This window comes from Pseudomonas brassicacearum, assembly GCF_003732265.1.
GTDB lineage: Bacteria > Pseudomonadota > Gammaproteobacteria > Pseudomonadales > Pseudomonadaceae > Aquipseudomonas > Aquipseudomonas brassicacearum_D.
This window is the reverse complement of record NZ_MOBK01000006.1, coordinates 866,392-890,919: the sequence shown is the minus strand read 5'-3', so window position 1 is coordinate 890,919 and position 24,528 is coordinate 866,392. Positions and strand designations below refer to the sequence as shown.

The 24,528-nt window shown below is 56.4% G+C and carries 23 protein-coding genes; 10 read left to right on the top strand and 13 right to left on the bottom strand.

The window, feature by feature from the left end; all coding sequences use genetic code 11:
* The 3 genes from rloB (at position 1) to pabB (ending at position 4,085) form a co-directional block, all read left to right on the top strand.
* Positions 1-1,536: an osmotic stress tolerance membrane protein RloB gene (gene rloB, locus BK660_RS17090; protein ID WP_123434243.1), complete on the top strand. Its 1,536-nt coding sequence runs from the start codon at positions 1-3 to the stop codon at positions 1,534-1,536.
* A complete protein-coding gene (locus tag BK660_RS17085; protein WP_123434242.1) occupies positions 1,536-2,522 on the top strand; it encodes an alpha-L-glutamate ligase-like protein in 987 nt (328 codons plus the stop codon). Before rloB ends, BK660_RS17085 begins: the two co-directional genes overlap by 1 nt.
* A 225-nt stretch (positions 2,523-2,747) precedes the next feature.
* Positions 2,748-4,085 carry an aminodeoxychorismate synthase component I gene (pabB, locus tag BK660_RS17080; RefSeq protein ID WP_123434241.1) on the top strand — a complete coding sequence of 446 codons (1,338 nt, stop codon included), beginning with the start codon at positions 2,748-2,750 and terminating at the stop codon, positions 4,083-4,085.
* A gap of 114 nt (positions 4,086-4,199) precedes the next feature.
* On the opposite strand, the gene thrH is transcribed toward pabB, so the two are convergent.
* A complete protein-coding gene (gene thrH, locus BK660_RS17075) occupies positions 4,200-4,817 on the bottom strand; it encodes a bifunctional phosphoserine phosphatase/homoserine phosphotransferase ThrH (RefSeq protein ID WP_123434240.1) in 618 nt (205 codons plus the stop codon).
* 173 nt (positions 4,818-4,990) lie between these two features.
* On the opposite strand from thrH, the gene BK660_RS17070 reads away from it, so the two are divergent.
* Positions 4,991-5,725: a phosphoadenylyl-sulfate reductase gene (locus BK660_RS17070; RefSeq protein WP_123434239.1), complete on the top strand. Its 735-nt coding sequence runs from the start codon at positions 4,991-4,993 to the stop codon at positions 5,723-5,725.
* A gap of 189 nt (positions 5,726-5,914) precedes the next feature.
* Here BK660_RS17070 and BK660_RS17065 read toward each other — a convergent pair whose 3' ends face one another.
* The gene (locus tag BK660_RS17065) at positions 5,915-6,838 is read right to left on the bottom strand and encodes a LysR family transcriptional regulator (protein ID WP_123434238.1); all 924 of its coding nucleotides are present in this window, start codon (positions 6,836-6,838) and stop codon (positions 5,915-5,917) included.
* 125 nt (positions 6,839-6,963) lie between these two features.
* On the opposite strand from BK660_RS17065, the gene BK660_RS17060 reads away from it, so the two are divergent.
* Positions 6,964-7,710: a 3-oxoacyl-ACP reductase family protein gene (locus BK660_RS17060; RefSeq protein ID WP_123434237.1), complete on the top strand. Its 747-nt coding sequence runs from the start codon at positions 6,964-6,966 to the stop codon at positions 7,708-7,710.
* 68 nt (positions 7,711-7,778) lie between these two features.
* Here BK660_RS17060 and BK660_RS17055 read toward each other — a convergent pair whose 3' ends face one another.
* Positions 7,779-8,474, bottom strand: coding sequence for an HAD-IA family hydrolase (locus tag BK660_RS17055; protein WP_027922536.1), 696 nt, complete (start codon positions 8,472-8,474; stop codon positions 7,779-7,781).
* Between the two features lie 252 nt (positions 8,475-8,726).
* Between BK660_RS17055 and BK660_RS33610 the strand changes: the two genes are divergently transcribed.
* From BK660_RS33610 to BK660_RS17040, 3 genes are read left to right on the top strand one after another with little or no spacing between them, the layout of a single operon-like run.
* The gene (locus BK660_RS33610) at positions 8,727-13,562 is read left to right on the top strand and encodes an RHS repeat-associated core domain-containing protein (RefSeq protein WP_404942944.1); all 4,836 of its coding nucleotides are present in this window, start codon (positions 8,727-8,729) and stop codon (positions 13,560-13,562) included.
* The gene (locus BK660_RS17045; protein WP_123434235.1) at positions 13,562-13,954 is read left to right on the top strand and encodes a hypothetical protein; all 393 of its coding nucleotides are present in this window, start codon (positions 13,562-13,564) and stop codon (positions 13,952-13,954) included. Before BK660_RS33610 ends, BK660_RS17045 begins: the two co-directional genes overlap by 1 nt.
* 37 nt (positions 13,955-13,991) lie before the next feature.
* The gene (locus BK660_RS17040) at positions 13,992-14,384 is read left to right on the top strand and encodes a hypothetical protein (protein WP_123434234.1); all 393 of its coding nucleotides are present in this window, start codon (positions 13,992-13,994) and stop codon (positions 14,382-14,384) included.
* A gap of 522 nt (positions 14,385-14,906) precedes the next feature.
* Here BK660_RS17040 and BK660_RS17030 read toward each other — a convergent pair.
* From BK660_RS17030 to BK660_RS16990, 9 genes are all read right to left on the bottom strand, one after another.
* Entirely contained in the window at positions 14,907-15,119 is a 213-nt protein-coding gene (locus BK660_RS17030; RefSeq protein WP_123434232.1) for a hypothetical protein, read from the bottom strand.
* 100 nt (positions 15,120-15,219) lie between these two features.
* Complete coding sequence (locus BK660_RS17025) at positions 15,220-15,405, bottom strand: hypothetical protein (protein WP_123434231.1); 186 nt, start codon at positions 15,403-15,405, stop codon at positions 15,220-15,222.
* Positions 15,406-15,527: 122 nt separating this feature from the next.
* Entirely contained in the window at positions 15,528-16,007 is a 480-nt protein-coding gene (locus tag BK660_RS17020; RefSeq protein ID WP_185045105.1) for a glycine zipper domain-containing protein, read from the bottom strand.
* 114 nt (positions 16,008-16,121) lie between these two features.
* Positions 16,122-16,493 carry a bacteriocin gene (locus tag BK660_RS17015; RefSeq protein ID WP_123434230.1) on the bottom strand — a complete coding sequence of 124 codons (372 nt, stop codon included), beginning with the start codon at positions 16,491-16,493 and terminating at the stop codon, positions 16,122-16,124.
* A 335-nt stretch (positions 16,494-16,828) separates the two neighbouring features.
* Positions 16,829-17,017, bottom strand: a complete 189-nt coding sequence (locus tag BK660_RS33055; RefSeq protein WP_123434229.1) for a hypothetical protein — start codon at positions 17,015-17,017, stop codon at positions 16,829-16,831.
* A gap of 177 nt (positions 17,018-17,194) precedes the next feature.
* A complete protein-coding gene (locus BK660_RS17005) occupies positions 17,195-17,515 on the bottom strand; it encodes a YbjQ family protein (protein WP_123434228.1) in 321 nt (106 codons plus the stop codon).
* Between the two features lie 293 nt (positions 17,516-17,808).
* The gene (locus tag BK660_RS17000) at positions 17,809-17,991 is read right to left on the bottom strand and encodes a hypothetical protein (protein ID WP_123434628.1); all 183 of its coding nucleotides are present in this window, start codon (positions 17,989-17,991) and stop codon (positions 17,809-17,811) included.
* A gap of 236 nt (positions 17,992-18,227) precedes the next feature.
* Positions 18,228-19,166: an AraC family transcriptional regulator gene (locus BK660_RS16995; RefSeq protein WP_123434227.1), complete on the bottom strand. Its 939-nt coding sequence runs from the start codon at positions 19,164-19,166 to the stop codon at positions 18,228-18,230.
* A 22-nt stretch (positions 19,167-19,188) separates the two neighbouring features.
* Positions 19,189-20,022 carry an oxidoreductase gene (locus tag BK660_RS16990; RefSeq protein WP_123434226.1) on the bottom strand — a complete coding sequence of 278 codons (834 nt, stop codon included), beginning with the start codon at positions 20,020-20,022 and terminating at the stop codon, positions 19,189-19,191.
* 1,484 nt (positions 20,023-21,506) lie between these two features.
* Here BK660_RS16990 and BK660_RS16985 point away from each other — a divergent pair.
* Positions 21,507-22,694 (top strand): AAA family ATPase, encoded by a 1,188-nt coding sequence (locus BK660_RS16985; RefSeq protein ID WP_123434627.1) that lies wholly within the window; start codon positions 21,507-21,509, stop codon positions 22,692-22,694.
* Positions 22,691-23,419 (top strand): DUF4276 family protein, encoded by a 729-nt coding sequence (locus tag BK660_RS16980; RefSeq protein ID WP_123434225.1) that lies wholly within the window; start codon positions 22,691-22,693, stop codon positions 23,417-23,419. Before BK660_RS16985 ends, BK660_RS16980 begins: the two co-directional genes overlap by 4 nt.
* A 374-nt stretch (positions 23,420-23,793) precedes the next feature.
* Here the strand turns inward: BK660_RS16980 and BK660_RS16975 are convergent, their stop codons facing one another.
* Positions 23,794-24,519 carry a hypothetical protein gene (locus BK660_RS16975; protein WP_123434224.1) on the bottom strand — a complete coding sequence of 242 codons (726 nt, stop codon included), beginning with the start codon at positions 24,517-24,519 and terminating at the stop codon, positions 23,794-23,796.
* Positions 24,520-24,528: the final 9 nt, after the last annotated feature.

Genomic DNA, 24,528 nt, shown 5'->3' with positions numbered 1-24,528 from the left:
ATGCGCTCTCTTACCCTCCATCTGAAAATGCTGATCGCCATCCTGGTGGTGCTGGGCATTTCAGTTACGGCCTATCAGATCTTCGTGCTCGGCATTCCCGTGACCGAAGACGCCACCGACGACTTGTGGAACATCGACGCCAAGGTCGAGTTCGTCGCCAGTGCCAAGGACCCGGTCAAGATCCAGATGTTCGTGCCGCCACTGAGCCGCGACTTCGTCAGCCTCAACGAGAGCTTCATCTCCAATAACTACGGCGTGGCGGTGAACCGCGTCGACGGCAACCGCAAGGTCACCTGGTCGGCGCGTCGGGCCAAGGGCAATCAAACCCTTTATTACCGCCTGGTGCTGACCAAGCGTTACTCCGGCGAAAAATCCAAGGTCAAGGGCCCTACTTTCCGCGACAGTATTTCGGTGGAAGGCCCGGAAAAAATCGCCGCCGAAGCCCTGCTCGCACCGATTCGCCAGCACTCGGCCGACGTCGAAACCTTCGTCGGCGAAGCCATCAAGCGTGTCAACAATCTCAGCGACGACAACGTGAAACTGCTGCTGGGCGGCGATCCCTCCACCGCGAACAAAGCCAAGATCGTCGAACTGGTCCTGTCCATCGCCCACGTGCCGGTGGAAAAGGTCCACACCATTCGTCTGGTGACCGACCAGCCGCAACTGCCTGAGCTGTGGCTGCGCAGCTTCAACGGCACTGACTGGCTGTACTTCAACCCGGAAACCGGTGAGCAAGGCCTGCCGACCGACCGCCTCCTGTGGTGGACCGGCGACGAAAACCTGATCACCGTCGATGGCGGCAAAAAAGCCAACGTAACCTTCAGCCTCAACAACAGCGAAATGAACGCCATTCGCCTGGCCAAGCTGACCGACGAAAACACCGACGCCAACTTCCTCGAATACTCGCTGTACGGCTTGCCGCTGCAAACCCAGCAGACGTTCATGATCATGGTGATGATCCCGATTGGCGTGCTGGTGATCCTGATCCTGCGCAACCTGATCGGCATCCAGACCCTCGGCACCTTTACCCCGGTGCTGATCGCCCTCGCCTTCCGTGAAACCCAGCTCGGCTTCGGTATCGTGCTGTTTACGATCATCACGGCGCTGGGGCTGTCGCTGCGTTCCTACCTAGAACACCTGAAGCTGCAAATGCTGCCGAGGCTGTCGGTGGTGCTGACCTTCGTGGTGGTGCTGATCGCGGCCATCAGCCTGTTCAGCCATAAACTCGGGCTGGAACGCGGACTGTCGGTGGCGTTGTTCCCGATGGTGATTTTGACCATGACCATCGAACGCCTGTCGATCACCTGGGAAGAACGCGGTTCGGGCCACGCCATGAAAGTGGCGATTGGCACCCTGTTCGCCGCGTCCCTGGCGCACTTGATCATGACCGTGCCGGAGCTGGTGTACTTCGTGTTCACCTTCCCGGCGATCCTGCTGATCCTGGTGGGCTTCATGCTGGCAATGGGTCGCTATCGCGGTTACCGCCTGACTGAACTGGTGCGTTTCAAGGCGTTCCTGAAGAAGGCTGACGCCTGATGTTCGGTTTCTGGAAGACCTGGAAGGCCCTGGAAGCCCGGGGCATCATGGGCATCAACCGGCGTAACGCCGACTACGTGCTCAAGTACAACAAGCGCAGCCTGTACCCGATTGTCGATGACAAGATCATCACCAAGGAGCGCGCCATTGCCGCCGGCATTCATGTGCCGGAACTGTATGGCGTGATCTCCACCGAGAAGGAAATCGACAACCTCGACGAGATCATCGGCGGGCGCACCGACTTCGTGATCAAACCCGCGCAGGGCGCTGGCGGCGACGGCATCATTGTGGTCGCCGACCGTTTCGAGGGCCGCTATCGCACGGTGTCGGGCAAAATCCTCGCCCACGAAGAGCTTGAGCACCACATCTCCAGCATCCTCACCGGCCTGTATTCCCTGGGCGGTCACCGCGACCGCGCGCTGATCGAATACCGGGTGATCCCGGACCAGATCTTCAAGAGCATCAGCTACGAAGGCGTGCCGGACATCCGCATCATCGTGCTGATGGGCTACCCGGTGATGGCCATGCTGCGCCTGCCAACCCGGCAATCCGGCGGCAAGGCCAACCTGCACCAGGGCGCCATCGGCGTCGGTGTCGACCTCGCGACCGGGGAAACATTGCGCGGCACCTGGCTGAACAACATCATCACCAAACACCCGGACACCACCAACGCCGTCGATGGCGTGCAACTGCCCTACTGGGACGGTTTCATGAAACTCGCGGCCGGCTGTTATGAGCTGTGTGGGTTGGGTTATATCGGCGTTGACATGGTGCTGGACCAGGAAAAAGGCCCGTTGATCCTTGAGCTCAATGCCCGGCCGGGGTTGAACATCCAGATTGCCAACGATTGCGGGCTGACGTTGCGCACGCATGCGGTTGAAGCGCGACTGGAAGAATTGAAGGCTCGCGGGGTTACCGAGACGGTGAAAGAGCGGGTGGAGTTTGTTCAAGAGATGTTTGGGCATATTCCGGCGGTTGAGGGCTGACCTGAAACCGAGTCGCGGCCTTCGCGAGCAAGCCCGCCCCCACACTCGATTTGTTTCACACCGAAGATCGAATGTGGGAGCGGGCTTGCTCGCGAAGGCTGACTACCAGTCACTACATCCTTCAACCCTGCCCCCAATCTACCCAACACCGACATCCCCTCTAGGAGCAAATCCTGCAGAGGACTACAATCGCCACCCCGCCTCGATGGCTGACCCGCCCCGCCCATGTTGACCTGTTCCGTACACCCGCTTCCTTACCGCGCCAACCCCGCCGACTACTTCGCGGCGATTCGTCACGCCCCCGGTGCCGTACTGCTCGACAGTGGCCGGCCAACCGCCGAGCGTGGCCGCTTTGACCTGCTCAGCGCCTGGCCGCTGGAGCAATTGGCCGTTCTGTCTGACGAAAGCGGCAGCGATTTCCTGCAACGCCTGCGCGAAAATCTGACACGACTCGGTAAAGCAGACGTTCCTGATGAACTGCCCTTTGCCGGCGGCCTGATCGGTTACCTGAGCTACGACTTCGGTCGGCACCTGGAAAGCCTGCCGAGCCAGGCGCAAGACGATCTGCAACTCCCCGACGCACGTTTCGGGTTGTATGACTGGGCCTTGATCAGCGATCACCACGTGAAAACCAGTCAACTGGTGTTTCACCCGTCGTTGATCGACAGCGAACGCCAGCGCCTGATCACGCTGTTCAGTCAGCCGCCGGCCGACCCCCTTGAACCTTTCACCCTGAAAGCGCCAATGCGTGCCGACCTGAGCGCGGACCAGTATCGCCAGGCATTGGAACGCATTCAGAACTACATCCAGGCCGGCGACTGCTATCAGGTCAACTTCGCCCAGCGCTTCCGGGCGGAATGCCAAGGTGATCCATGGGCGGCGTACGTCGCGTTGCGCGCCGCGTGCCCGACGCCATTTTCCGGTTTCCAGAGCCTGCCCGAGGGCGGCGCGGTGCTGAGCCTGTCGCCGGAGCGCTTCGTCAAAGTCAGCGAGCGGCAGGTGGAAACCCGTCCGATCAAAGGCACCCGCCCGCGCGGCCTGACCGCTGCCGAAGACGCGGCGAACGCCGCCGAACTGTTGGCCAGCCCCAAGGATCGCGCGGAAAACCTGATGATTGTCGACCTGCTGCGCAACGACCTCGGCCGCACCTGCCGCATCGGCTCGGTGCGGGTGCCGGAGTTGTTCAGCCTGGAAAGCTATCCGAACGTGCATCACCTGGTGAGCAGCGTGACCGGTGAGCTGGCGGATGACCGCGATGCGCTGGACCTGATCGCCGGCAGCTTCCCCGGCGGCTCGATCACCGGTGCGCCGAAGATTCGGGCGATGCAGATTATTGACGAGCTGGAGCCGACCCGGCGCGGGTTGTACTGCGGGTCATTGCTGTATCTGGATGTGCGCGGCGAGATGGACAGCTCCATCGCGATTCGCAGCTTGCTGGTCAAGGATGGGCAAGTGTGTTGCTGGGGCGGCGGCGGGATCGTCGCCGATTCCGAGTGGCAGGCCGAGTATCAGGAATCAATAACCAAGGTCAAAGTGCTGCTGGATACCCTGCAGAACCTCTAAAGCCGAGCTTTTGTGGCGAGGGAGCTTGCTCCCGCTGGGGCGCGAAGCGGCCCTGAAAGCAAACGACTGCTGCGCAGCCGAGCGGGAGCAAGCTCCCTCGCCACAAAGATTTGTTTACAGGCTCAAAGCCCGATTCGAGGCCTTGATGAACTCCTGCTTCAACGCCTCAAACGTATGCACCGCCGGGAACTGCGGAAACTCGCGAATCACGTTATCCGGCGCATGGAACAGAATCCCCGCATCCGCCTCACCCAGCATCGTCGTATCGTTGTAGGAATCCCCCGCCGCAATCACCCGGTAGTAAAGGCTCTTGAAAGCTAATACCGACTGACGCTTGGGATCTTTCTGACGCAACTGATAGCTGGTCACCCGACCGGAATCGTCAGTAATCAAGCGATGGCAGAGCAACGTCGGGAAGCCCAGCTGACGCATCAACGGCTGCGAAAACTCGTAGAATGTGTCTGACAGAATCACCACCTGAAAGCGCTCGCGCAGCCAGTTGACGAACTCGATGGCGCCATCGAGTGGCTTGAGCGTGGCAATCACTTCCTGAATGTCGGCGAGTTTCAGGCCGTGTTCATCGAGGATTCGCAGGCGCTGCTTCATCAGCACGTCGTAATCGGGAATGTCCCGAGTGGTGGCCCGGAGCGATTCGATCCCGGTTTTTTCGGCGAAAGCGATCCAGATTTCCGGGACCAGTACACCTTCAAGATCCAGACAGGCAATTTCCACAAGACACTCCCATTTGTATTGATTATTGAGTCGAGCGAGCAAAAAGACTGCCGAACTCTAGCGATTCGGGCTGACCGGCGCAACGCAGAGGGCGCGCCAGCGGCTGCAGGATTTTGTTACCATCGCAGCCATATAGAGCGCCCAGCGCCACCGACCTGTAGGAAGCCGCCCTGATGAGCCCAACGTTCGACGTCGTGGAACTCGCCACGACCTATGCCAATAAATCCGCCCAGGACATCCTGAAACTCGCGTTCGCCGAGTTCGGCGATGACCTGTGGATATCTTTCAGCGGCGCCGAAGACGTGGTGCTGGTAGACATGGCCTGGAAGCTGAACAAGAACGTCAAAGTGTTCAGCCTCGACACCGGCCGCTTGCACCCGGAAACCTACCGTTTCATCGATCAGGTGCGCGAGCACTACAAGATCGACATCGAACTGGTGTCGCCGGACTACACGAAACTTGAACCGTTCGTGAAGGAAAAGGGCCTGTTCAGCTTCTACAAGGACGGCCATGGCGAATGCTGCGGCATCCGCAAGATCGAGCCGCTGCGCCGCAAGTTGTCCGGCGTCACCGCCTGGGCTACCGGCCAGCGCCGCGACCAGAGCCCCGGCACCCGCAGCGCCGTCGCCGTACTGGAAATCGACACCGCGTTCTCCACCCCGGAACGCACCCTGTACAAATTCAACCCGTTGGCGCAAATGACCAGCGAAGAAATCTGGGGCTACATCCGCATGCTGGAGCTGCCCTACAACAGCCTGCATGAGCGCGGGTTCATCAGCATTGGCTGCGAACCGTGCACCCGTCCGGTGCTGCCAAACCAGCATGAACGCGAAGGTCGCTGGTGGTGGGAAGAGGCGACGCAGAAAGAATGCGGGTTGCATGCCGGGAACATCATCAGCAAGTCCTGATCCCGAGCCATGTGAGATCCAAATGTGGGAGCGGGCTTGCTCGCGAAGGCGTCGTGTCAGGCGCCATCCATGTTGAATGTGAGTCCGTCTTCGCGAGCAGGCTCGCTCCCACAGGTTCTGTGTCGATACACATAACCCTGTGGGAGCCGGGCTTGCCCGCGATGGCAGCACCTCGGTGCCAAGCCAGGCTCAAACCGCACTAAACCTGCGCCCCAACCCCTGCTCCGCAAACTGCTCAATGATGAAATCGACAAACGCCCGGGTCTTGCCCGGCAACAGTTTGTGCTCCGCGTAATAAATCGAAATGTTGCCATCGTCGACATACCAGTCCGGCAGCACCCGCTGCAGCTTCCCGTTTTCCAGAAACCCCGAGGCGAACGGCATGCTCACCAGCGCAATCCCCAGCCCCTGGGCCGCCGTTGCGCACGCGGCCTCCGAATCGCTCATGGTCATTCGCGCCTTCAACGTCAGCGGACTGTGCTGCTGCGTGCGACTGGTCAACTGCCAGGAACGCACCCGGCCGGTCTGCGGCGAACGGATCAAAATGCCGTCATGGCGCTTGAGATCATCGGGCTCGACGATCGCATCATGCGCCTCCAGATAACCGGCTGATGCCACCAACACCCGATGCGCCGGTGTCAGTTTGCGCGCCACCACCCCTTGGGGCAGTTCGAAACCACCGCCGATGGCCGCGTCGAACCCCTGCGCGATCAAATCGACCTGACGGTTATCGAAATGCCAGTCCGGATTGATCGCGGGGAAGCGCCGCAAAAACTCCCCCAGCAACGGCACGACATACAAGCGCCCAAACACCGTACCCATGCTGACCTTCAGCGTCCCCGCCGGTCGCCCTTCGGCGCTGGCCAGATTGGCCACGGCATTCTGGATCGTGTGCAGGCTGGAGCTGACCTCACCGAGGAACAGCTGACCGGCCTCGGTCAACGTCAGGCTGCGGGTACTGCGCTGAAACAGCCGCACACCGAGCCGCGCCTCGAGTTTTGCCACACTCTTGCCGACCGCGGCCGGGGTCAGGCTCAAGCGCCGCGCGGCTTCGGCAAAGCTGCCGACCTCGGCGCTGCGGACAAAGCATTCGATACTGCTGAAGGTTTCCATAGGTGCCACTATAAACTTTTGGTTTACACAGACTATCGCACTTACCGTCTACTCAGCGCCTGATCCTCAATCGATACTAGGCTCCATCAACCGAGGCATCTCGCCTCGGGACTTTGGAGATCGTTATGACTACTCAGAACCTCAGCGGCAAAGTGGCTTTGATTCAAGGCGGTTCCCGCGGTATCGGCGCAGCCATCGTCAAACGTCTGGCCGCTGAAGGCGCGTCTGTTGCCTTCACCTACGTCAGCTCCACGGCCAAAGCCGAAGAATTGCAAAACAGCATCACCAGCAGCGGCGGTAAAGCCTTGGCCATCAAGGCCGACAGCGCCGACGCAGAGGCGATCCGCAACGCCGTGAGCGCCACGGTTAAAGCCTTCGGTCGCCTGGACATTCTGGTCAACAACGCCGGCGTGCTGGCTGTTGCACCACTGGAAGATTTCAAACTCGAAGACTTCGACCAAACCCTCGCCATCAACGTGCGCAGCGTGTTCATCGCCACCCAGGCCGCCGCCGCACACATGACCGAAGGCGGTCGCATCATCAACATCGGCAGCACCAACGCCGACCGCATGCCCTTCGCCGGTGGTGGCCCTTACGCCATGAGCAAAGCAGCATTGGTCGGCCTGACCAAAGGCCTGTCCCGCGACCTCGGCCCACGCGGCATCACCATCAATAATGTGCAGCCCGGCCCGGTCGACACCGACATGAACCCGGCTGACGGTGACTTCGCGGAAAGCCTGATTCCGTTGATGGCAGTGGGTCGCTACGGCAAAGCCGAAGAGATCGCCAGCTTCGTTGCCTACCTCGTCGGTCCGGAAGCCGGTTACATCACCGGGGCCAGCCTGACCATCGATGGTGGTTTCGGCGCCTGATCCACGGCTTGATCGAAACAAAAACGCCGGCAACCTATAAAAGATTGCCGGCGTTTTTGTTTGTCACTTCAAGCCCATTCAAGCGCCGGCAAACCACAAGCACTCGGTGTGAACGCCTTCAGCGTACGAAGAATGCCATCGGCATGCGCGTATTTTTCATCCGCCATGGCCGCGTCCGGGATGGCTATCGCGGTCATCCCCGCCGCTTTCGCCGCGGTGACACCGAACGGCGAATCCTCAAACACCAGGCAGTCCTCTGGCGCAACGCCCAGGCGCCGCGCGGCGGTGAGGAAAATATCCGGCGCCGGTTTGGCTGCGCCGACTTCCGGGTCATCGGCCGTCACGACGAAATCGAACAGCGCAAACCAGTCGCGGTGCAACGTGGTTTTCTGCCCGAACGACTGACGCGAAGAACTGGTGCCCACCGCAATCGGAATATTGTTGGCCTTCAAGTGCCGCACCAGTTCCTCTGCGCCCGGCATCGCCAGCGCGGCAGGAAAACGCTCGCGCATCAACGGCTCGCGGATCACCAGGAACTCTTCGGCGGTGATCGGCAGATCGAGCGCCTCGACCACGTAGCGCGCCAGATCACCGGCCCCACGACCGATGATGTTTTGCTTGATGCTCCAGTCGAAAACCCGGCCGTAACGCGCGGCAATCAGCGACGTGACCTCGGTGTAAATGCCCTCGGTGTCCAGCAACAAGCCGTCCATGTCGAAAATCACAGCCTTGATCGGGCCGAACTGATTGAGCGGTGCATTCATCGCATCGGATCCGTTTTCTAATGACATCCCAGAGGCGGCTCAGGTGTGGCCGGGTCCGTGATCGATTAAAGGATTCAGCAGCATAGCGAGCGCGGCCGACATTGAGCAACGGGCAATGCCCGACCGTTACAAAAAGTGCTGGACTTCATTTAGCGATTTTCCCTACATAAAACGCCTCTTTTCCTGACTTCTTTACCGGCTGATCCCAAGCAAAGTCTCGCGCTCACATTTGATCTGCGCGAGGGACTGCGAATGTTCGCCTTGAACAACACCATCGGGCTACTGGTGGTCGCCGCCATGGACCCTGAGCAGCCGGATGTCGAAGGGTTGCTGGCTGACTTTCGACTGTGCCTCAACGACTACGATGCCTGGGCGGAGAGTTTCTGGACCGGCAAGCTGTTGGATATCGAGCAGGTGTTCAAGGTCGGCAATGAAGTCCGGCTGGTCGCGCCAAAGCATTCCACTACACCTGTCAGCTCCACCGTCGGGGCGTGCCCGGCCAGCGGCCCGTTGACGCTGGTGCACATGTTCGACGCGGCGCGATTCGTGCCGATTGGCAATACGCCGGTGATGCTCGAGCCGTTGAACGCTGACGGCACCTATGGCGAGCCGATCAATGACGAGATCGGCCCCAGCGGCATTCTCGAAATCCCCAAATGCGAACGCGGTCAACGCTACCGCATCACCTTTTTTCCGAATGTCTCTACCGATCATGTCAAAGCGCTGTACGCCTCGTACCAAGACGTCATCGACGGCCTGGAAGACTGGCTGCGCAACGAATGGACGACTGAATTCGAACCTTCATGGGCCGAGTTCTCCGAGGCCGGGTTCATCAAGCGCTACGGTCTGCTGCAACAGGCTGACTGGCGTGGTTTTGAGAATTCGCTGAATGGTTTGTGGGATGACGTAAAGCAGATTTACGAGCTGATCACCGACCTGCAGGCCAACAGCGAAAAACTCCTTGAGTACCTGACCGAAGTCGAACTTGAAACGTTGCTGGACGCCTCGGCTGAATCGATTGCCAATCTGTTGCTGGTGTTGAGTGACGAGCCGTTGATGTTCATCCATCTGGCGGCGTTCACCAGTTGGCTGCGGATGATGCCACCGCAGCACATCGCCGAAGTTGTGGCGGAAGTTCGTACAGGGATATTGATTGGATTGCTGTTGGCACGCTTCACGGGACCTGTAGGGCGGAGGCTCGGTATCAGCGCCAAGGTGCTGAGCACGATCAAATCGGAGCGAGCGCGTAAATGGCTGGCAGCCGCGAGTTTGCGCCTGGCCGCCCTATCCGACCTGACGCCTCATGCGGGTGTACTCAAACCCCTCGCGGTCAACATCCGCACTGCTCCGCTAAACCCTGCACCTGCGGTGCCGTTGCAGATCGGTGCGGGCTCTGCACCGGTTGTATTGGTAAACAACCCGGTCGCCATTGCTCGCAACAAATCAGCAACCAAGACTCGCCTGGGCCGGCACGAACAACGGGACGACGCCCCCGAGCAGGCGAAAAACCCCAACGGCGACAGCGCCGACTGCTCTCCACTGACCTGCACCAATGGTTGCCCGGTGTCGATGGTCACCGGCGAAGAACTGCTGACCCTGGACGATGGATCGCTCAACGGTTTGCTGCCGTTTGCGTTCACCCGGCTGTACCGAACCAGCGCTGTGGAAATCGATTGTGGGCTGGGCTGGGGCTGGAGCCATTCGCTGGCGCATCGGTTGGAACTGGACGCAGAGCACGTCGTCTGGATCGACCATGAAAACCGTCGCACGACATTTCCGCTACCCAGCCAGGAACGCCCGGCCATTCACAACAGCCTGTCGCGGGCGGCGATTTATTTAGGGGATCAGCCAGAGGAACTGGTGCTCGCCCTCGCTGGCGAGACCGCGCGGTTCCATCACTTTCGCAATGGTCGGCTGACCACGATCAGCGATGCCTATAACAATCGGCTGCACATCACCCGTGACCGGCAGGATCGCATTCAGCGCCTCGACAACGGCGCCGGTCGTTCACTGCTGTTGCGCTACGAGCGTCGGCACATCGTCGCGGTCGAGTACCAGTCATTTCACCCCGCCACTACGGCGGATGACGCCTGGCGTACCGAGCAAACGCTGATTGCCTACCGCTACGACGCCCGACAGCGACTGATCGAAGCGACCAATGCCGCCGGGGAAAGCGAACGGTACGACTACGACGACCAACACGTGATTCTCCAGCGGCAACTGGCCGGTGGGGCCAGTTTTTTTTGGGAGTGGGAGCGGTCCGGCAAAGCGGCCCGATGCATAAGGCACTGGGCTACGTTCGCGCAAATGGATACGCGCTATGCCTGGGACGACAACGGCGCAGTGCGGGTTAAAAACGTCGATGGCAGCGAGGAGGTTTACGTCCATGACGATACGGCGCGGTTGGTGCGCCGGTTCGCGCCGGATGGCGCCGAGCACCTCAAGACTTACGACCACAAGGGTCAGCTGATTGCCGAACAAGGGCCGTTGGGGGCAATAACTCAATACCGCTACGACGAACTCGGGCGGCTGATTGCGCTGATTCCACCTGAAGATGAGCCAACGTCCTACGAATACCGCAACGGTTTCCTGCATGCGCGCTATCGCGGTCAGGCGGTATGGAAATATCAACGCAATGCTCAGGGCGATGTCACCGAATCCATTGACCCCGACGGCCAGATCACTCACTACCACTACGACGCTCAAGGACGACTGCTGTCGATCCGTTATCCGGACAGCAGTCGTCATGTTTTCGTTCGGGATGCTATCGGTCAACTGATCGAGGAAACCCTGCCGGACGGCGGCCAGCGGCGGTTTTCCTACGACGCTCTGGGACGGCAAATTTCCCGTCAGGATGAACATGGCGCTCTCACTCATTACCAATGGGACGCCGTTGGCCGACTGCTCCAGACGACGCTTCCAACGGGCGCCAGTCGAGCCTTCAGCTACAACGCCTACAGCAAAATCACTGCCGAACGCGATGAATTGGGACGAATCACGCGCTTTGAGTACGACGATGACCTGCACCTGGTCAGCCGACGGATCAACCCCGACGGCACGCAACTGCATTATCGCTACGACAACGCACGGCTTCTGCTGACCGAAATCGAGAACGAATCCGGCGAACACCATCGACTGGATTACACGGCTGGTGGATTGATCCGACAGGAAGTCGGATTTGACGGTCGACGCACGGCGTATGCCTACGACCTCAACGGCCACCTGCTGGAAAAGACCGAGTTCGGCGATGACGGCTCGCAACTGATAACCCGTTACCAACGGGACTCGGCCGGTCGCCTGCTGATCAAAACCCTGCCCGACGGCATGAACGTCGAATACCACTACGACGGCTTGGGCCGCCTGGTTAGCGTCGAGGACAACCACGATCACCCGCTGGAATTCGAATACGACACTCAGAACCGGCTGATCACTGAACACCAGAGCTGGGCCACATTACGCTATGGCTACGACGCGTGCGGCCGACTCAACCACCTGCGCCTGCCAGACAACAGCAAAATCGATTACCACCGCGCCAAGGGTGGTGCACTGACAGCCATCGACCTCAACGGCACCCGCCTCACAAGCCACACCTATCAATTCGGCCGAGAGTTACAGCGCCAGCAAGGCTTGTTGCACAGCCAGTACGACCACGACGAACAAGGTCGTCTGAAGGCCCACGCTGTAAGCCAAAATCAGCAATCGCTTTACCGACGCGACTTTGCCTACAGCGCCAACGGCAACCTCGACGCCATCGCGGACACCCGCCATGGCCAACGCAACTACCAATACGATCCGCTCAACCGCCTGATCCGCGTCCGCCACTCCCGCGACCAACAACCCGAAAGCTTCGCCCACGACCCCGCCGGCAACCTGCTGATGCAGGATCGCCCCGGCCCGGCCGCCGTCAAAGGCAATCGCCTGTTGATGCAAGGCGATCGCCACTTCGACTACGACGCCTACGGCAACCTGATCCGCGAGCGCCGCGGCACCGGGCAAAAACTCGTCACCGAATACCACTACGACTGCCAGCACCGGCTAATCAGCGTCACGCTGCCCAACGGCACTTGCGCGACCTACCGCTACGACGCCTTCGGCCGCCGCATCAGCAAAACCGTCGACGGCAAAACCACCGAGTTTTTCTGGCAAGGCGATCACCTCATCGCCGAACACAGCCCGGAACACCACCGCAGCTACCTCTACGAACCCGGCACCTTCCGCCCACTCGCGATGCTCGACGGCAAGGGCCCGCGCCAGGCCTGCCCGTTCTACTACCAACTCGACCACCTCGGCACCCCGCAAGAACTCACCGACTACAGCGGCGACATCATCTGGGCCGCGCAATACACCGCGTACGGCCGCCTGACCCGGTTGAACCGCGATACCCATCAGGTGCTGGATCAACCCTTGAGGTTTCAAGGGCAGTACTTCGACGCGGAGACGGGGCTGCATTACAACCGGCATCGTTACTACAACCCGGATGTGGGGCGGTATTTGACGCCGGATCCGAGTGGGTTAAAGGGTGGGTTGAACGGGTACCAGTACACGCGGAATCCTACGGGGTGGGTTGATCCGTTGGGGTTGAATGAGTGTCCTGGGGGGGATGGGTGTAAGAGGCCGGGGGTTGGGGAGGAGGATCCGGCGGGGAAGGTTAAGGTTGATGAGGGAGAGCCTTCACTTCCTTCCTCGACAGGAGAAAGCGAGTATCTATATCGTGGTGATTTGCGTAAGCCAGATGAAATTTTTGATACTGGGTTCTTTAGTAGAGGAGATAGTAATGATTTATTACTTCATGTTTGGGACAACAAGAACCCGCCAAGCAATTTTATAAGCACATCTACTGACCCAGAGATAGCTATAGATTTCGGCACCAAGTACAGGACCAAAAATGGTTATATGTACACCCTCAGACGGGTTTTTGGCCATGACGTCAACAAGGAATTACACCCTGATGACATTCCTTACGACTATGAAGATGAGATAGCTATTCCTAGCAGGGTAAAAACGGGAGACATTATAGGTGTTACCCCCCTAAAAAAAGACGGAAGCTATGTTGGATACTCAATACCAAACCCTCAAAGGAAACGATAATGGCAATTGAAAAAATATTTATCTTGATCGATGACAAACAAGAGATTGCTGTACTCGATTGTGATGAAGACACACCGTCCATCCAAATAACATTGGAGAGCGGCCGAACACAAAAATTCTCAGGGCTTGATATTTATGAATGTCTTGGAAAAATAATCAAGTCGTTTCCTGAAATTAAATTTCTATGTAAAGGCGCAAAAATAAACGTCCGCCCCTCCAGTATGTCGTCGCAGATGAGCTGTGGGATTATGGCCTACGAGCACAAGTTAGGAGTCCGAGCCTCTCGAAAGGATCTAGTCAATATCTTTCAGTATGATGACCAAGACATTATTAACGATCCACAAATGCAAACCGATTTTTTCCATCGCTGGCTAAAATCAATCAAAAAATAGTCAATACAAAAAAACGACCCTAAACCCAAAGGTGCTCATGAAAGCAGTTGAAATAGCCACACTCTCCGATGGCAAAACGGACAGCATTACAATTGAATACCAGCGCGTGGGAGCGCTATTGACCTTACGAGCGAAATCTAACCTAGAGAAAACATATAAATCGCATGACCTATTCCAATGCTTAGGTCTATTACGAGCGGATTATCCGACGACAAAATTTCTATGCAAAGGAGCAAAAATCAATGTTTACACTTCGAGAATGTCGTCGCAAATGTCTGCTGGTCTCGTAGCGTATGAACTTCAACTAGGTAGACCCACGGATCTTGATGACGTAGTAAGAATATTTGACTATGAGGAAAATGACATCACAAACGACATCCAGCTACAACAGGAGTTCTACAAACGCTGGATTGAGTCACTAGCAAAATAGGTGTACGTACCTGTTTGTAGCGCATGAACTACTATTTATCTGGAAATAGCGATTATCAAAAAGCCCAACAAATAGCTGGGCTTTGATTTTGCAAGTGCATTATCGCACTAGCCACCCTTCTCATCTTCGGCATCACCAGCACTACCAGACTTTCCAGATCCATCCCCACCACCATTCCCCATCGAACTCCCACCACTCACCGCCCCACTCCCCTTCCCCGGACTAGTACTACTCCCATTAGCATCCCCCCCATTCCCACCATTAATACTCCCAGGCGGCAACGCGTCCCCATCCGCAGAATTCGCATTCATTTCAGTCGACGGAGGCATCCCCCCCTTATCCACAGGCGCATCATTCCCATTGGATTGAGCAAGCGCACCCAACGAGCCGACAGACAAAAGCCCCGAAATGATCAGGGCTGTTAATTTTAAACTGACCATGACGCATCTCCTTTAAAAAAGGTGCATACCTGATCTGGCAGCACGCTCTTTTTGAAGGTGCAACACAATCGACGAGCGGCTTTCAGCTCGGCTCGCCCGAATAATCCTCGCCGGCGATGTCCGGATCTTCAGGATCCGCCTCGACATCACCGCGCCTCACATCATCAGCAGGCAACTGTTCCACCGCCGTATCGTCATCCGGTGGACGCTGATCTCGACTCAGCGAATCGGTGGGTGAAGGCAGCGGATATTCAGGAGTGTCGTCGGTTTCGGTGTCTTTCGGATCTGCGTTCATAAGCACCTCTCAAAGGGCCTGAGAAGCAGGCCCTGATAGTTCGAGGGGTGATGCGGAGTTGTTTGTTCGATTAGGGAGACGATCGGTCAAACAGAGCACATCAATCTATGTCTTCATCCTCTTCTTCTTCGTACTCGAGGTTCCCCACGTCACCCGCGTCATCAGAATCGTTGAGGGGCACCGTGGCGTCGTCCATGAGTGAACCCGGATCTTCATTGCCTGGGTCATTGATGAACGGAAGCCCGCTCGGGCCTTTTTGTTCTTTGCCTTCGGTTTCCGGCGTCATGGCATGCCTCGCAATGTTGGGGGATGTATGAAGTTCGAGACTGCCAGTGGCCAATCGTTCCGATTTACGAATTGCAGATACGAAAAACCCGGCACCAGGCCGGGTTTCGATTCGATAGCGTATTAGTGATGCTTGTTTTTGTGCTTATGCTTGTGACCGTTCCCGTTTCCGTGGCCGGAATGTGAACCGCCATTGTTGCCGTCGTCGCCCAGGTTGTTCCCGACTGCACCACCCGCGGCACCACCAAGGCCCGCGCCGATGGTAGAACCGGTCGAGCCGCCGAGGCTGTTACCAACCACCGAGCCGCCGGCCGCACCTAAACCACCGCCAATGGCCGCCTCGTTGCGATTGCCTTTGCTCGCGCCGACCGCACTACCTGCCGCGCCGCCGACACCCGCACCAATGGCCGCGCCGGTGCTACCGCCCAATTGTCCGCCGACGACGTTACCCAACGCACCACCCAGACCACCGCCTACTGCAGCGGTGCCGTCGCCGGCCGCCATTGCACCTTGAGCCGCCAACAGTCCAACCACAAACGCAGACAGCGCCAAACTTCGAACGCTGGTGTTTCTACACTTTTTGCCGTTGTTAACCGCAGTCATGGGACGCCTCTTGTTCTTCGGGGGTATACGACCTTTGAGGCTTGGGTCAAAGAATCGTTCATAAACAAAAAAGCCCGGGATTTAGCCGGGCTCTTCGATGCTGATCGATCAGGATCAGTGACGCTTGTGACCCTTGGCCAGGTTGCTGCCAACGCCGCCGCCCAAAGCACCACCCAAACCAGCGCCGATGGTGGAGCCGCTCTTGCCGCCCAGGCTGTTGCCGATCACCGAACCACCGGCTGCGCCAACGCCACCACCAATGGCAGCAGAAGTACGGCTGCCTTTGCGTGCCGCAACAGCACTGCCGGCTGCGCCCGCTACGCCCGCACCAATCGCTGCGCCGGTGCTGCCGCCCATGCTTTGGCCGACCACATTACCCAGCGCGCCGCCCAGACCGCCGCCGATTGCCGCGGTGCCATCACTGGCAGCCATCGCACCTTGAGCAACCAGAAGCCCAAGAACCAGTGCAGGCAGTGTTAAACGCATGACGAAAACCTCAAAAATAGGGGGATATACGAAAGGCGGGGATTGAATGCTTTAGCGCATGAAACGTCCACACAAAAATCTCCGCACCTCGCAATTAGCGACGGTTGGACAGCTTTTATGGAAAAGGTTTTATGACAGGCAAAAAAAAGCCCGCTGGGGAACGGGCCAGGTACTGCTTTCTAACGGATGGTTTAAGCCGACGGGCGATGGCGTGAAAAGTTTGTGAAAAATAAACGGTCTCCGCTACCAAGTGTGCGTGGTCAAGCTTTCAACCGATAACTGGTACTGCAACAATGAAAAACCCCGCTCAATGGCGGGGTCGGTCTGGTCAACGGTTACTTCCTGGAATGCGTCGCCACTCTCGGCAGAAATTTTGCCTTCGGCCCTCTGGGCACTGTGGATTTCACTTTGCTGGTCTGGACCGGGTCTTCCCCGAAGCCCGCCACATACTCTGTCTGGCCGCATTTAACGCAATTGTTGATTGGAAATTCAGCCCCGTCGTCTTCGATATACGGATCAGCCATACCGCTTCCCCTCTCAAAAAGGGTCGACACCGGCAAAGCCCTTTGCCTGAAAAATATCGACCACCAAGGCTTTTTAGACTAGTCGGTCATTACCGGACTTGTAATTCAGATTTTTGCATGCCCGACGAATGGCCCGCGCGTCGACCGATAAAACACCGGGCGATCATACAGATCGAATCACTTCAATTTGACCGCTGTCCCCGTCACAAACACCACTACCATCCCGCCCTTACCGGCCGGCATGCTGATCTCAAAATCGAGCCCCACCACCGCATCCGCCTGAAGTGCTCGCGCCCGTTCCTTGATCTCGTCAGTCGCCTGAATCCGCGCTTCCTTCAGCGCCCGCTCCAACGTCTGAGAACGCCCACCGAAAAAATCCCGCATCCCGGCGAACATGTCTCGGATAACGTTAACGCCCTGCACTGACTCGGCACTGACGATGTCCAAGTAGGCGGTGATCTGGCGGCCTTCGATGGCGTGGGTTGTGGTGGTGATCATGGATAATCCTTCCTGATAAAAGTGTGCCCCCTCCTCTAACGTCAGGAAGGATGAAAACAAATCAGCCCAGTTTCGCGGGGTCGCTGGCGTCGGCATCGGGGAATGTTGTTGCGGTGACGAACTTTGACATGGGGCACGCCAACCCCCCAGTGACGGACATGACAGTGCGGCGGTAAACGGCGCGAAGGTGAGGCATGATGTCGATTCCATTCGAGGGGTTCGGGCAGTCTAACAGGTGAGCGTAGAGGCTGAAGACCGGGCTTTTCGAGGGACTGAAAGAGAAAAACCAGGCATTAAAGAAGCTTGATCAACACGGCAGTGACGGTCGCGACCGTACCAATCATCCCAATGGCTATCGCCACCGGATACCAAAAGTTTTCACGGGTCATTTTGCCCGCTTCAGCGTTCAGCTTGCGTTGCTCGGCGAGTAATTTGATGATTTCTGCGTGAAGCTTTTCGAGCCCTGCCTGTTTCATGGTCATTTCCTGCATAAACGCGTGAGTCCATTCCGAATAAATGAGGGGCGTCTCGTGTGCTGCCGTTTTTAATCTTGAACCCTATGGCAGAAAACGAATACCCCTACCCAAGTTGGCTCAAGGAGACGCTAAATCCTTATAGAAGCCCCAACAGCCAGGCTTTCCAGCACGACTTCCTACAGATCTGAGACTCGTCCTACATAAACTTCAGAAATGACAGCGCCCCCTTCATGGCTTTAATGCGACGAGACATAGACGGATGGCGTAGACGGCGCAGGCAACGCATAGGTCGCCTTCATCCATTCGATCTCGGCTTGGGGCGTTCGGCCGAAGAAGCGTTTGAACTCGCGACTGAATTGCGAGGCGCTTTCGTAGCCCACATTGAACGCCGCAGCCGAAGCGGTCATTGCGTTGTGCAGCATCAGCAATCGTGCCTGATGCAGGCGCGTCGACTTCAGGTATTGCATCGGAGACGAATCCGTCACGCTGCGAAAATGCAGGTGAAAGCTGGGCACACTCATGCTTGCTTCCTGGGCAAGGGACTCCACATCCAGGCGCTCTTGATAGCAACTGTGGATCTTGCGGATGGCCCGAGTGACCTTGCCGAAGTGCCCTTGGCGATTAAGCGCAGCGCGCATTGAGCCACCCTGCTCACCCGTCAGGATGCGGTAGTAGATTTCCCGCATCAGCGACGGGCCCAGAATTTGCGCTTCACCCGGACGACTCATTGCTTCAAGGAAACGCAGCGTCGAGGTACGTAACAAGTCGTCCATTGGCGACGCGTACATGCCCTTGGGCTGGGCATCACTGGGTCCTAGCGCTTCATCGACTTGCAGCAGCAACTCGCTGGCCAGTTGGAAATTCAGGCGCATGTAAACCGCCAGCATCGGCTCCGCTTCGCTGGCATCGGTCTCCATGGTGAACGGAACGGGGACGGAGACCACGAGATAATGCTGGGCGTCGTAAAGGTAGACATCATCGCCCAGGTAGCCGCGCTTGCGCCCTTGGCACAGGATCACGATGCCGGGGTCGTACAAAACCGGAGTGCGGGTCAGCGGGCGGTTAGAACGCAAAAAGCGCACATCCTCCAGCGCGCTCAAGTTGTAGCCCTCAAGCGGAGCGAGCTTTTCCATCAACTGCACCATGCGCGAGGTGCGTGAGTCGACCTGAGTCATCAATGCCCCCTGTGCTTGTCGATTAGCCGTCGGTTGAACGGGTCAACGCTTCCCATTGATCAATTTCACTGGCAGCGCTGGCTAGCTTGTCACGCACCAGGCTCAAGGCATCGCTACCCAACAACAAATGTGCAGGTGGCGTCGGGCTGGCAATGACCTGCAACATCGCTTGCGCTGCTTTTCGCGGATCGCCCAGCTGTTTGCCGCTCTTCTCTTCGCGAGCCTTACGTACCGGGTCGAAACTGGCGTCATAGTCGGCAATGCTTCGCGGAGTGCGTTGCATCGAACGCCCTGCCCAGTCAGTGCGAAACGAGCCAGGCGCCACCGCAGTGACGAAGATGTTGAAAGGCCGTAGCTCTTTGCTGAGCGTGTCCGAAATACCTTCCAGAGCAAACTTGCTGGCGCAATAGTAGGCGATACCCGGCATTGTGATGCTGCCGGCCATGGACGTGATATTGAGGATGTGACCGGCCCGGCGCTTGCGAAAATAAGGCAGGAAAGCCTTGGTCACCGCTACCGCGCCGAAGACATTGACGTCGAACTGATGACGCATCTCATCCAGGGGCGACTCCTCGAGGATGCCCTCATGTCCGTAGCCGGCATTGTTGACCAACACATCGACCGGGCCGAGTGTTGCTTCAACCTCTGCGATGACGCTGTCGATACGGTCAAAGTCCGTTACATCGAGGATGACCCCATGAACACTGTCCGGCGAGAGAGCCTCAAACGCTTGCAAGGCGCTTTCACTGCGAACGGTGCCAATGACGCGATGACCCGCTGCAAGCGCTTCTTGCGCCAGAGCGCTGCCGAAGCCGCTGCTGACCCCGGTGATGAAGAGGGTTTTTCTGCTGATCATGGCAATCTCCAACAAGTAGGTGTGGTGCCATGGTAGCTATCGCAAACCAGGCCACCTATGCCGATTTGTCTTCGAGCGTTGCCTATTCGTATCAGAGGCGAGAGTCTGGTTGGCGCAGTTCACCATCCAGTGGTTTGTCGTGCGCTTACGATGGGTCGCCAGCCAAACTCTTTTTCGAACCCGAAACCACAAAACCCCTGATTTCTATCGAAATCAGGGGTTCTGGTTACATCGAATTTGGCGGTGAAGGAGAGATTCGAAACTACCCGCCAAGTCACTATGATTATGAAAGCTCACGGTTTACAAGGGCTGTAGCCTGATGAATCTCTTGAAAATCGAAGCGCGCCAGTCCCATGGCAGTCCCATGGGTTTTTGGACGAGCACGCTGCGAGGGGGCGAAAATTGCGCCCGAGCCGATTTATGTTGAGGCATGGGAAAAAGGTAATATTGGTAATGCGTTTCCGAAAACCGAACGGAAGCCATTAAAACCAAGTAGTTCATACATTCTATAGAGGTAATAATAAGGTAAGAAAAAGGTTATGAAATTACCTTCAGTACAAGTAATAACCAACACCTACCAAACCCAGTAAAATAAGAGCTTGAATAAAATATTACCCTTTCCCTTACCTGATATTACCCTCTGAGGTAATAGGTGAGAGTCAAGCGCTACGGGGGCTCCAGCCCGCTTTGATCCCTTGCTTACTAAAATTACCCTTTTCCCAGCCCACGCATGAAAAATGGCTATGCGCCGTCCTTTTTGGAGCTTTTTCGCGCCCTCCAAATCGTTACTCACTATCCGGGAACGGTGGCGATGCTGTGCAATACCACAAAACTGCGGAAAGCCGCACAGGCTGGGCCTAACAGCCGCTTTGTTAGTGGGCTGGGTGATGACTGATTCGCACCTGGTGCAAACGGTTCTGAAAACGAAAACTCCGTCTCACGCTGGTTTTCGCACCCGCAGCCCTAGTAAACCGGACACCTTCCTCCCCTGAGAAATTCGCAGCCGTCCCATAATGCAGTGCAACGGCACTGCACTTCTTTGCAAAACCTTGCACTCCGTGCAAATGCTTAACCGCCCACAGAACCCGCAGCGGGCTTGGGCGGCAGCATCGTTTGCACCACCACCTGTCGTTGCAAAAAAAAGGGACGCAAAGCCCGTCGGCGGGAGGGGGATAAGTGCTTTTTCGGTTGTTTTTTTCTTTGCTAAGCGCGTTTTCTGGCCATTATCGGCAGATAGCGGCCAAATGCGGTCGTTCAGCGTCTACGAAATTGGGGGCTCAATCAACTCACCTAATCCGTCACAGCGACACCAATCAACGGCAAGGACAGGTCAAGGTGAGCGGTGAACTGGTGGCCAATAATTGGAAGCCCTCCCCGTTTGACCGGCTACTCTAAGCTTGGCATCGTCCCCCGCACGAGGGTGGACGGACGTAGCGATTTGATATCAAATGGTGCATTTGCAGAACATATCATTAGGGACATTTATGTTTTTGAAAACACTTGAGTACCGCGAACATAAAGGCATGCCTATGGCGTGGTCGCTAAGAGGGTTGCACCTTGGGCCGATAAATTTGATCGTGGGCAAAAATTCTACCGGCAAAACAAGAGTTATCAATATTATTGCCGCGCTTGCAAACTCAATTGCAGGCCGGGCCCCAATGTTTAGTAGTGCGAACTGGGAAGCTGAATTCGAACGTTATAAAGGCGAGGTGGTCGAGTCTCAAACGTATCATCTGTCTCACCATTCGCAGCGAATTTCACATGAGAAATTTTTAATAAAAAATCAAACTGTGATGGAACGATCCGAGTCAGGTGATGGATTCGTTTTGAAAAAAAAGGGCTCGGAGCGCGTGCGTTACAAAGTCGAGTCGAACCAACTCATGGCTGTTGTTAGAAGTGACCCTTATCAGCATCCACAGTTTGAAAATTTAAAGCGCTGGGCCAAAAGCTCTTGCATGTATAGATTCGGGTCGGAGTTCGGAAGAGGAAATCTAACAATAGGTAACCAGCCTCCATTAGATGCGACGTCAACGCTTGACATCAGCATGATGCCTGAAGATGTAAGTGGTGTATTTTTACGGACCAGTCAACGCTTTGGCGATGCCCTTAAGATAGCGCTTATCGATGATATGGCAGCAATTGGGTATCCATGTGACGATATTGCATTGGTTCCCATGGCAGAGCTTAATGTCAACGGCGCATCTGCTTTAGCTATGGCCATCAAGGAAAAGGATATAAACTTTTATATTCGACAGACGGATCTGTCGCAAGGTATGTACAGAGCTCTTGCACTGTTAGTCCAGTTTAACGCCAATATTCTTTGGACGCGAGCTATGATGGTGGGTCGAACTCCAAAGCTTGGGGATAGTCCGATGCTACTGATTGACGATATCGGCGAAGGATTGGATCACGAGCGGTCGAGAAGTTTAATTCAGCTGATCGTAAGTAAGTGCTTGAATAACAATATTCAGCTCATTATGTCAAGTAACGACAGATACGTAATGAACTACGTCTCATTGAAATACTGGACAGTACTGACTAGAGTCGGCGGAATTGTGGAAGCCGTAAATATTCATAACTCAAAAGAAACATTTGAAGAATTTTCGTATTCCGGCTTGAGTAATTTTGACTTTTTCTCTGGCGAGCATTATTCGAAGGATAGTGCTGTATGAGAAAAATCGCCATATTTGTCGAAGGTCAAACGGAGTTGCACTTTGTTCACCGTCTGGTTACGGAAATAGCTGGCTACGGAGTGGCGAGAGTGGATCTATGGATCCATCGAGGTGGAGCACTAAGCAAACTTCGGAGTGAGGGGCCGCCCGAGGAAGTTGCGTCTGTGTTAGTTATGATTGTTAATTGCGGTGGTGACGGCTCTGTCAAAAGCTCAATTTTAGAGCGCCGAGAGATGCTGGCATCAAAGGATTTCAATGTAATTATGGGGCTTCAAGATTTATATCCGAAATCACTTGAGGAAAGAGAGAAATTTGAAAATGGCTTAGCGCAAGGATTAGATTTTCCGGATCAAAGCATACGGATATTTTTGGCTATTGCTGAAGTGGAGGCTTGGTTTCTAAGTGAGCATACTCACTTTGAGAAAGTAGACCCGGCTCTGAGTTTGGATAGGATAAGAGCGGAGATAGGGTTTGACCCCTCTAGCCCAAGTATCGAGACGGAAGTGGCACATCCAACTGGTAAGCTGAAGCAGATTTACTCTCTAGTTGGTCGGTTATACAGGAAAAGAGAGGCTGAGACTCACAGCATGGTTTCCCATCTGGATTTTGACGAAATATATACAACTGTCAGGGACTCCTCCAGATCACTGGATGTGTTCATCTCTAGCCTAGAGGAAGCCATCTGGGTTAAAAAAACAAATAATGAAGAGGCTTTGACGGTGTAATAACGCCCTGAGCTCATCTAGACAGAAGTTCACCGAGCCATAACCACGGATGTAGTTATGGCTATCGGTTGCGTACTACAAAGGCTCGAACTGCACGACACTTAGATAACCAAAGTGGTCGCTGAAGGTTTCAGGGGAGTAGGTTACGGCAATGGATGAAACTACGAGCAGAGGCAGCCTGGCATACTGCAATCGGCCCATATCGGACCATCGCTGATGATTAGATTGATGAGCTAGTGCGAGCTTATAAGTAAGCGCGACTTGCAGCCCCCTCCCTTGAAGCAACTACCAGTCCAGCCAGATTCAGACGGCGACCACCCCGAATGTCCACTTTAATCGCCGATCGATAAGACGAGAGCGAGATCGCTGCTTCCTTACGGAATTGCGTAGGCTCGATGCAGCTCAATAGAAGCCGCCTCGATGTCCGAATTATTCAATGCCCGTTCGTAAGCTCTGATGAAGGCATAGCCGCCCACCAGCCCTGCTGTGGCCAGCGCCGATCCTTGTCCACCCAAAATATTCCGCCCGCTGAGAGACACACCGGTCGCGCCTTCGACGATGGGGCTGGTCCCGACTTTGATTTTGGACGTGGGGCCGTCGAACACGGCGAGGATGACCGTCCACTCGGCCGATTTATTGCCACTTTCCAGTCGACTGGCCGCCGAGATACTTTCGTAGAAGCCATTCGCACCTGGTGCGAGGATCTGCGCACCCGACGCCATCAGACGCGCCTGATTCGCCGCAAAGACAGAAGCCTTCACGACCATCGCGTAAGTCATCGACTGCGCGACAGCGACCGTACCCGGCCCGTTGCCGATCTGCTGTGTCCCATCAAACACAACGGCTGGGTTACCCCCTGGCCCACCGGTCAGCGAAAACTTCGGTTTCCCCCAGCCCGCGTACTGAAAGTTGAAGGTGCGGTTGACGATCGGCGCCGGCCCGTTTGCCAGCCAGGTGTCTACGGCGGCACCGTCGGCCAGTGCGGCCAGGCTTGCCGCATCAAGCTCGTAAATGATGTTCGACTGCACATCAGGGATGGTCGGCGTATCGGGCAGCGGGTTGGACAACACACCAGGTGCGCTAATCACGAGAGAAAACATTGAGGCTCC

Excerpts from the sequence above, each read along its gene's own strand:
- BK660_RS16990 (WP_123434226.1), bottom strand. The coding sequence starts at position 20,022 with ATGATCAGCAGAAAAACCCTCTTCATCACCGGGGTCAGCAGCGGCTTC.
- pabB (WP_123434241.1), top strand. The coding sequence starts at position 2,748 with ATGTTGACCTGTTCCGTACACCCGCTTCCTTACCGCGCCAACCCCGCC.
- BK660_RS17065 (WP_123434238.1), bottom strand. The coding sequence starts at position 6,838 with ATGGAAACCTTCAGCAGTATCGAATGCTTTGTCCGCAGCGCCGAGGTC.
- BK660_RS17020 (WP_185045105.1), bottom strand. The coding sequence starts at position 16,007 with ATGACTGCGGTTAACAACGGCAAAAAGTGTAGAAACACCAGCGTTCGA.
- BK660_RS16975 (WP_123434224.1), bottom strand. The coding sequence starts at position 24,519 with ATGTTTTCTCTCGTGATTAGCGCACCTGGTGTGTTGTCCAACCCGCTG.
- BK660_RS17000 (WP_123434628.1), bottom strand. The coding sequence starts at position 17,991 with ATGAAACAGGCAGGGCTCGAAAAGCTTCACGCAGAAATCATCAAATTA.
- BK660_RS17085 (WP_123434242.1), top strand. The coding sequence starts at position 1,536 with ATGTTCGGTTTCTGGAAGACCTGGAAGGCCCTGGAAGCCCGGGGCATC.
- BK660_RS16985 (WP_123434627.1), top strand. The coding sequence starts at position 21,507 with ATGTTTTTGAAAACACTTGAGTACCGCGAACATAAAGGCATGCCTATG.
- BK660_RS17060 (WP_123434237.1), top strand. The coding sequence starts at position 6,964 with ATGACTACTCAGAACCTCAGCGGCAAAGTGGCTTTGATTCAAGGCGGT.
- BK660_RS17040 (WP_123434234.1), top strand. The coding sequence starts at position 13,992 with ATGAAAGCAGTTGAAATAGCCACACTCTCCGATGGCAAAACGGACAGC.
- BK660_RS17005 (WP_123434228.1), bottom strand. The coding sequence starts at position 17,515 with ATGATCACCACCACAACCCACGCCATCGAAGGCCGCCAGATCACCGCC.
- BK660_RS17045 (WP_123434235.1), top strand. The coding sequence starts at position 13,562 with ATGGCAATTGAAAAAATATTTATCTTGATCGATGACAAACAAGAGATT.
- BK660_RS17070 (WP_123434239.1), top strand. The coding sequence starts at position 4,991 with ATGAGCCCAACGTTCGACGTCGTGGAACTCGCCACGACCTATGCCAAT.
- BK660_RS17030 (WP_123434232.1), bottom strand. The coding sequence starts at position 15,119 with ATGAACGCAGATCCGAAAGACACCGAAACCGACGACACTCCTGAATAT.
- rloB (WP_123434243.1), top strand. The coding sequence starts at position 1 with ATGCGCTCTCTTACCCTCCATCTGAAAATGCTGATCGCCATCCTGGTG.
- BK660_RS17055 (WP_027922536.1), bottom strand. The coding sequence starts at position 8,474 with ATGAATGCACCGCTCAATCAGTTCGGCCCGATCAAGGCTGTGATTTTC.
- BK660_RS33610 (WP_404942944.1), top strand. The coding sequence starts at position 8,727 with ATGTTCGCCTTGAACAACACCATCGGGCTACTGGTGGTCGCCGCCATG.
- BK660_RS17025 (WP_123434231.1), bottom strand. The coding sequence starts at position 15,405 with ATGACGCCGGAAACCGAAGGCAAAGAACAAAAAGGCCCGAGCGGGCTT.
- BK660_RS17015 (WP_123434230.1), bottom strand. The coding sequence starts at position 16,493 with ATGCGTTTAACACTGCCTGCACTGGTTCTTGGGCTTCTGGTTGCTCAA.
- BK660_RS16995 (WP_123434227.1), bottom strand. The coding sequence starts at position 19,166 with ATGACTCAGGTCGACTCACGCACCTCGCGCATGGTGCAGTTGATGGAA.
- BK660_RS33055 (WP_123434229.1), bottom strand. The coding sequence starts at position 17,017 with ATGGCTGATCCGTATATCGAAGACGACGGGGCTGAATTTCCAATCAAC.
- BK660_RS16980 (WP_123434225.1), top strand. The coding sequence starts at position 22,691 with ATGAGAAAAATCGCCATATTTGTCGAAGGTCAAACGGAGTTGCACTTT.